Raw genomic sequence first — 6,842 nt, 5'->3', positions numbered from 1 at the left:
GCGGGGGACCGTCTTCCTCGACATCGTCTTCACCGGCCTCGACGACGAGCCCCGGCTGGGCACCGAGGTGTGGACCTCGGGGATGGGCTCCTGCCCCGGCGGCATCGCCAACATGGCGGTCGCCGCGGCGCGGCTGGGGCTGCGCACGTCCCTGTCGGCGGCCTTCAGCACCGACTCCTACGGGCAGTTCTGCTGGCAGACCCTCGGCGAGCAGGAGGGCGTGGACCTGTCCACCTCCTACCGCGCCCCCGACTGGCACTCGCCGGTGACCGTCTCGCTGGCCTACGGCGGCGACCGGGCGATGGTCACCCACGAGCACCCGGCGCCCGTCGCCGAACCCGACGCCGTCCCGCGCTCGCGCTCGTGCCTGGTCCACCTGGCCGCCGAGCCGCAGCCGTGGGTCCTGCGCGCCGAGGCCCAGGGCTCCCTCGTCTTCGCCGACGTCGGCTGGGACTCCTCCACGCAGTGGAACCCCGACGTCCTCTCCGGCCTCGAGCACTGCCACGCGTTCCTGCCCAACCACGTGGAGGCGATGCGCTACACCCGCACCGGGTCCGCGGAGGAGGCCGTGGCCGCGCTCGCCGAGCGGGTGCCCGTCGCCGTCGTCACCCGCGGCGCCGACGGGGCGGTGGCCGTCGACCAGAGCACGGGGGAGTCCGCCGAGGTGGACGGGCTGCGGCTGGAGGCGCTGGACGCCACCGGCGCGGGCGACGTGTTCGGCGCCGGGTTCCTCACCGGCACGCTGTCCGGCTGGCCGCTGGCCGACCGCCTCGCCTTCGCCAACCTCTGCGCCGGGCTGTCGGTGCAGCAGTTCGGCGGCTCGCTGTCGGCGCCGGGCTGGGGCGACATCGCCGACTGGTGGTCGCACCTGCGGCTGGGCCCGCGCACGTCGGCGACCGCGACGCTGGTGCGCCGCTACGGCTTCCTCGACGACGTCCTCGTGGACCACCCGCAGCGCGCGGGGCAGTCGGTGCGCCGCGCGAGCGCGACCCTCGCCGTCCTCAACGACCTGCCCACCGGGCCCTCCGCCGGCGGCTGAGCCGCTGCGGTGGCCGGAGCGCTGCGGTGGCCGAGGCGGCGGGCCCGCACCACGATGGGCGGGTGCCCGTCTCCAAGGTCGACCGTCCCGGTGCGCAGCAGTGGGTCCCCGAGGGGGCCGACGTCGAGGCCCTGCGCGCCGCCGCCTCCTCCTGCCGCGGCTGCGAGCTGTGGGAACCGGCCACGCAGGTCGTCTTCTCCGCCGGCGCCGCCGACGCCCGCATCGCCCTGGTGGGCGAGCAGCCGGGCGACCAGGAGGACCGGCGCGGCGTGCCCTTCGTCGGCCCGGCCGGGCGGCTGCTGCAGAAGGCGGTCGCCGAGGCCGGCATCGACGTGGCGACGACGTACGTCACCAACGCGGTCAAGCACTTCCGCTTCACCCAGAGCGCACCCGGGAGCCGGCGCATCCACGCCAGCCCCGACGTCGGGCACGTCAACGCCTGCCGGCCGTGGCTGGCGGCCGAGCTGGCGCAGGTGGACCCCGAGGTCGTCGTGTGCCTGGGGGCGACGGCGGCCAAGGCGCTGCTGCCGAAGGACTTCCGGGTGACCAAGCACCGCGGTCAGCTCATCGTGCAGCAGACCTCGCGCGGGGAGAAGACGTTCCTGGGGACCATCCACCCCTCGGCGATCCTGCGCACCCCGGAGGAGGACCGCGACGCCGCCTACGCCGGGCTCGTGGCCGACCTGCGCACCGCCGCCGCCGCGCTGAGCTGAGCGCCGCGCCGCGCCGGGCTGAGCCGCCGGCGCCGGCTCGGGCCGCCGCGGCCGGTAGCATAGATACATCATGGATACCGATGAGGTGCCGCGCGCCGCGGCCGACCGCGTCTACGCCCACGTCAAGACCGGCATCCTCGACCGCTCCCTGCCCGGCGGGCGGCTGCTGACCGAGGGCGAGATCGCCGGTGCGGTCGGCGTCTCGCGCACCCCCGTGCGCGAGGGGCTGCTCAGGCTGCAGGCCGAGGGGCTGGTCCACCTCATCCCCAAGCGCGGCGCCCTCGTCGTCCCCGTCTCGCCCGCCGAGGTCGAGGACGTCCTGGAGGCCCGCGAGCTCGTCGAGGTCCACACCGCCGCCCGCGCCTGGCCGCACCGCGCACAGCTGGCCGCCGAGCTGGAGCCCTGGCTGCAGCGCATGGAGGCCGCCGCCGACGCCGGGGACACCTGGGCGTTCGCCACCGCCGACCGCGCCTTCCACGCCACCGTCGTCGGCGCCGCCGGCAACGCCGTCCTCACCGCCCTGCACGACTCCCTGCGCGACCGGCAGATGCGCATGGGCGTGGCCAACGTGCACGGCTCGGCGGAGCGGGTGGCCCTCGCGCTCGCCGACCACCACCGCCTGCGCGAGCTGCTGCTGGGCGAGGACCCGCAGGCGTGGCTGGACCTCGTGCGCTCGCACGTGCGCGCCGCCGCCGACCGGCTGCGGGCGGTGCGCCCGTGAGCCGCGCCGTCCGCGGCGCCTGGCTCGTCTTCGCCGTCGGCGCCCTCGCCTACGTCGCCACCGTCCTCAACCGCACGTCGCTGGCCGCCGCGGGCCTGGAGGCCCAGGACCGCTACGGCATCGGCGCCGGCACCCTGTCCAGCTTCGCCGTCCTGCAGCTGCTCGTCTACGCGCTGCTGCAGGTGCCCGTCGGGGTCCTCATCGACCGCTGGGGCCCCCGGCGCCTCGTCGTCGCGGGCGCCGCCGCGATGGGCGCCGGGCAGCTGCTGCTCGCCCTGAGCACCCAGACCTGGCAGGCCGTGCTGGCCCGCGTCCTCGTCGGCGCCGGCGACGCCGCCACCTTCGTCAGCGTCCTGCGGGTGGTGACCAACTGGTTCCCGCCGCAGCGGGTCCCGGTGATGACCCAGCTCGTCGGGCTCTTCGGCCAGCTGGGGCAGGTCTTCAGCTTCGTGCCCCTCGTCGCGCTGCTGCACGGCCCCGGCTGGACGCCCGCCTACGCCGGGGTCGCCGCCTTCACCCTGCTCGCCGGCGCCCTGGCCGTCCTCGTGCTGCGCGACGTGCCGCCCGGTGCGCCCGACCCCCGCTCGGCCAGGCCGCTGCGCCAGGTCTGCGCCGACCTGCGCGCCGCGCTGCGCCACCCCGGCACCCGGCTGGGCCTGTGGTCGCACTGGGCCACGCCCTTCTCCGGCAACGCCTTCGCCACGTTGTGGGGCTACCCGTTCCTCGTCTCCGGCCAGCAGGTGAGCACGTCGACGGCGGGTGCGCTGCTGACCCTCTACACCGTCGCGGCCGCGGGCACCGGGCCGCTGTTCGGCGCCTTCGCCGCCCGCCACCCCTTCCGGCGCTCGTGGCTGGTGCTCGGCATCGTCGGGGCGCAGGTGCTCGCGTGGTGCCTCGTGCTGGCCTGGCCCGGCCGGGCGCCGCTGGCGCTGCTGGCCGCGCTCGTCGTCGTCATCGCCACCGGCGTGCCCGCCTCGATGATCGGCTTCGACTACGCCCGCACCTCCAACCCGGCGCACCGCCTCGGCGCCGCCACCGGCCTGACGAACGTCATGGGCTTCACGGCCACGGTCCTGCTCGTCCTCGCCGTGGGGCTGCTGCTGGACCTGCAGGGCGCCGGGACGCCGCAGACGTACTCCCTGCACGCCTTCGAGGTCGCCTTCGCCGTCCAGCTGCCGCTGTGGCTCGTCGGCGTCGTCGGCATCCTCGTCAGCCGCCGCCGGACCCGGGCGCTGCTGGCCGGCCAGGGGGTCGTCCTGCCGCGCACGCGCCGGCCCGGCGCCGGCGGGCGCCTCACAGCAGGCCGGGAGCGCTGAGAGGACTTCGTCACCGGGGTGGTCTGTCCTCGACGGGGGTCCGCAGGGCAGGATCGCGCGGGTGACTGAGACGCAGAAGGCGCAGATCGGGGTGACCGGCCTGGCGACGATGGGCCGCAACCTCGCCCGCAACATCGCCCGCCACGGCTACGTGACCGCCGTCCACAACCGCACCGACGCGAAGACGAGGGCGCTGATCGAGAAGTTCGGCGGCGAGGGCACCTTCGTCCCCGGGTACACCGCGCAGGAGTTCGTCGACTCCCTGAGCTCCCCGCGCACGATCATCATCATGGTCAAGGCCGGCGGCCCCACCGACGCCGTCATCGACGAGCTGGCGCCGCTGCTGTCCGAGGGCGACGTCCTCGTCGACGGCGGCAACGCCCACTTCCTCGACACCCGCCGCCGCGAGGCCGCGCTGCGCGAGCGGGGCGTCCACTTCGCCGGCGTCGGCGTCTCCGGCGGCGAGGAGGGCGCCCTGCTCGGCCCCTCGATCATGCCGGGCGGCTCCGAGCACGCCTACGCCACGCTCGGCCCGATCCTGGCCGACATCGCCGTCTCGGTGGACGGCACGCCGTGCTCCACCCACGTGGGCCCCGACGGTGCGGGCCACTTCGTGAAGATGGTGCACAACGGCATCGAGTACGCCGACATGCAGCTCATCGCCGAGGCCTACGACCTGCTGCGCCACGGCCTGGGCCGCACGCCCAAGCAGCTCGCCGAGGTCTTCTCCTCCTGGAACTCCGGGGACCTGGAGAGCTTCCTCATCGAGATCACCGCCCGGGTGCTGGAGAAGGACGACCCCACCGCCGAGGGCACCGCGCTCGTCGACGTCATCCTCGACCAGGCCGAGCAGAAGGGCACCGGCCGCTGGACGGTGCAGACCGCCCTGGACCTGGGCACCCCCGTCTCCGGCATCGCCGAGGCCGTCTTCGCGCGCGCCCTGTCCGGGCACGCCGAGCAGCGCGAGGCCGCCCAGGGCGTGCTGCCGGGGCCGGGCGGGGGCATCGGGCAGGACCGCTCGCCGGGCGCGGAGGGTGCCGGGGGCTTCGTCGAGGCCGCCGACGCCGACGCCTTCGTGGACGACGTGCGCGCCGCGCTGTACGCCTCCAAGGTGGTCGCCTACGCGCAGGGCTTCGACATGATCAAGGCCGGTTCCGCGGAGTACGGCTGGGGCATCGACCCGGGCGCGATGGCCACCATCTGGCGCGGCGGCTGCATCATCCGCGCCAAGTTCCTCGACCGCATCAAGGACGCCTACGCCAAGCAGCCCGACCTGCCCTCGCTGCTGCTGGACCCCTACTTCGCCGACGCCGTCGCCGAGGGCCAGGAGGCCTGGCGGCGCGTGGTGACGCACTCGGTGCAGGCGGGCATCCCGGCGCCGGGGTTCGCCTCCGCGCTGGCCTACTACGACGGCCTGCGCCGCGAGCGCTCCTCGGCGGCGCTGATCCAGGGGCTGCGCGACCTGTTCGGCGCGCACACCTACAAGCGCGTCGACCGCGAGGGCGACTTCCACGTGGAGTGGAGCGGCGACGGGTCCGAGACCCGCGGCTGACCCGCGGCTGACCGGCGGCCGACCCCGGTCCGCCGGTCAGCACAGCCAGTCGAGGACGGCCGCGGCCGTCCAGGACTGCTGCATGCTGCCCAGCGGCTCCCCGGTGAGCGGGTCGTAGTACTCCGCGAAGTCGCCCGCGCCCACCAGGCGCAGGCCCTCCTCGCGCAGCACCGCGGCCCGCTCCGCCCAGCCGCGGCGGGCGAAGGACCAGTGGAAGAGCCACGCCAGGACCGGCCACTGCGGACCCCGCCAGTACTCGCGCGGCCGGAAGGCGCCGGCGGTGGGGGAGGTCGAGGGCGGCACCGCCGCGGCCAGGCCGGGGTTGCCGCACCAGTCCTCGCCCTCGAACGTCGCCAGCAGCGCGGCCTCCGCCGCCCGCGGCAGCCCGCCGCACAGCAGCGGGGCGAAGCCCGCGACGGTCGGGGAGGCCAGCCACTCGCCGGTGCGCACGTCGCGGTCGCGCGCCAGGCCCGTGACCGGGTCCACCGACGCGACGACGCCCGCGCGCGAGCGCGCCGCCCAGGCGCGCAGGTCCGCGACGTCGGCGGCCGGCTGCGCGCGCTCCTCGCCGATGTCGGCCAGCACGTCGCAGGCGACCGCCAGCAGCGCCGAGACCAGCACGTCCTCGACGGCGAAGCTCATCCGCTCGTGCAGGAGGGCCTGGTCGTAGCCGGCGCGGCGCATCTCCTCGATGAGCCACAGGTAGCGGTCGTACTCGCGGTCGCTGGGCCGCATCGAGGGGTCGCCCACCACCTCGGTGTCGCGGCGCCGGTACGGCGGCAGGTCCTCGCCCACGACGACGCGCGCGTACGGCCCGTCCCAGCGCGGGGAGTTGTCCATCCCCGACTCCCACCCGTGGTGCAGCACGACCCGGCCGGTGCCCCCGGGGTCGCGCTTCGTCGCCAGCCAGCGGTGCCAGGCCACCAGCGGCCGCCAGGCGCGCTCGATGAACTCCCCGGCCGCCTGCCGGTCGGTGCGCCCCTGCCGGCGCGCGGCCTCGACGATGCGCTGCACGGCGATGGCGTGCACGGGCGGCTGGCAGATCCCCGACGTCGCCGGGTACGGCGGCGCACCGGTGACCCCCTCGTGGCAGCGCCAGCGCTCCGGGCCGGGGAAGTAGCCGGTGGAGTCGGGGTTGAAGACGATGTGGGGAATCATCCCGTCGCCCCACTGCGCCCCCAGCAGGGTGTCGAGCTCCTGCACGGCCCGCGGCACCGACAGCCGGGCCAGGCCGACGGCCACGAAGGCCGCGTCCCAGCTCCACATGTGCGGGTACAGCCGGGGCGCCGCGGAGGTCATCGTCCCCAGGTCGTTGCCGCGCAGGACGTAGGCGGCCCGCGCCGCGAGCAGCTGGGAGGTCAGGCGGACCGGCCCGCGCGGGGGCAGTCCTCGGGGGCGCTCGGCGCCGACGGCCACGGGTCCCTCCCCGCCGGGGCGGGACACACCGCCCCGTCGTGGTGGGCATCCCACCCGCCCGCGGGCGCGGGCGCAAGCCGCCGCG

At 76.0% G+C, this 6,842-nt stretch carries 6 protein-coding genes; 5 read left to right on the top strand and 1 reads right to left on the bottom strand.

What is annotated here, in order from left to right; all coding sequences use genetic code 11:
* From GTQ99_RS17570 to gndA, 5 genes are all read left to right on the top strand, one after another.
* On the top strand, positions 1–1,039 hold a 1,039-nt coding region (locus tag GTQ99_RS17570; RefSeq protein WP_166617022.1), incomplete at its 5' end, for a carbohydrate kinase family protein.
* A 62-nt stretch (positions 1,040–1,101) separates the two neighbouring features.
* On the top strand, positions 1,102–1,752 hold the full coding sequence (locus GTQ99_RS17565) for a UdgX family uracil-DNA binding protein (protein ID WP_166617021.1): 651 nt from the start codon (positions 1,102–1,104) through the stop codon (positions 1,750–1,752).
* 70 nt (positions 1,753–1,822) lie between these two features.
* Positions 1,823–2,473: a GntR family transcriptional regulator gene (locus GTQ99_RS17560; protein WP_166617020.1), complete on the top strand. Its 651-nt coding sequence runs from the start codon at positions 1,823–1,825 to the stop codon at positions 2,471–2,473.
* Positions 2,470–3,789, top strand: a complete 1,320-nt coding sequence (locus GTQ99_RS17555) for an MFS transporter (RefSeq protein ID WP_166617019.1) — start codon at positions 2,470–2,472, stop codon at positions 3,787–3,789. Before GTQ99_RS17560 ends, GTQ99_RS17555 begins: the two co-directional genes overlap by 4 nt.
* 109 nt (positions 3,790–3,898) lie before the next feature.
* Positions 3,899–5,341: an NADP-dependent phosphogluconate dehydrogenase gene (gndA, locus tag GTQ99_RS17550; protein WP_205707704.1), complete on the top strand. Its 1,443-nt coding sequence runs from the start codon at positions 3,899–3,901 to the stop codon at positions 5,339–5,341.
* 36 nt (positions 5,342–5,377) lie between these two features.
* Here the strand turns inward: gndA and ggh are convergent, their stop codons facing one another.
* On the bottom strand, positions 5,378–6,757 hold the full coding sequence (ggh, locus tag GTQ99_RS17545) for a glucosylglycerate hydrolase (protein WP_240897651.1): 1,380 nt from the start codon (positions 6,755–6,757) through the stop codon (positions 5,378–5,380).
* Between the last annotated feature and the right edge of the window lie 85 nt (positions 6,758–6,842).

It is taken from the genome of Kineococcus vitellinus, from assembly GCF_009906315.1.
GTDB classification, from domain to species: Bacteria; Actinomycetota; Actinomycetes; order Actinomycetales; family Kineococcaceae; genus Kineococcus; species Kineococcus vitellinus.
The sequence above is the reverse complement of the archived record's forward strand: the minus strand, read 5'-3'. Positions and strand labels throughout refer to the sequence as shown.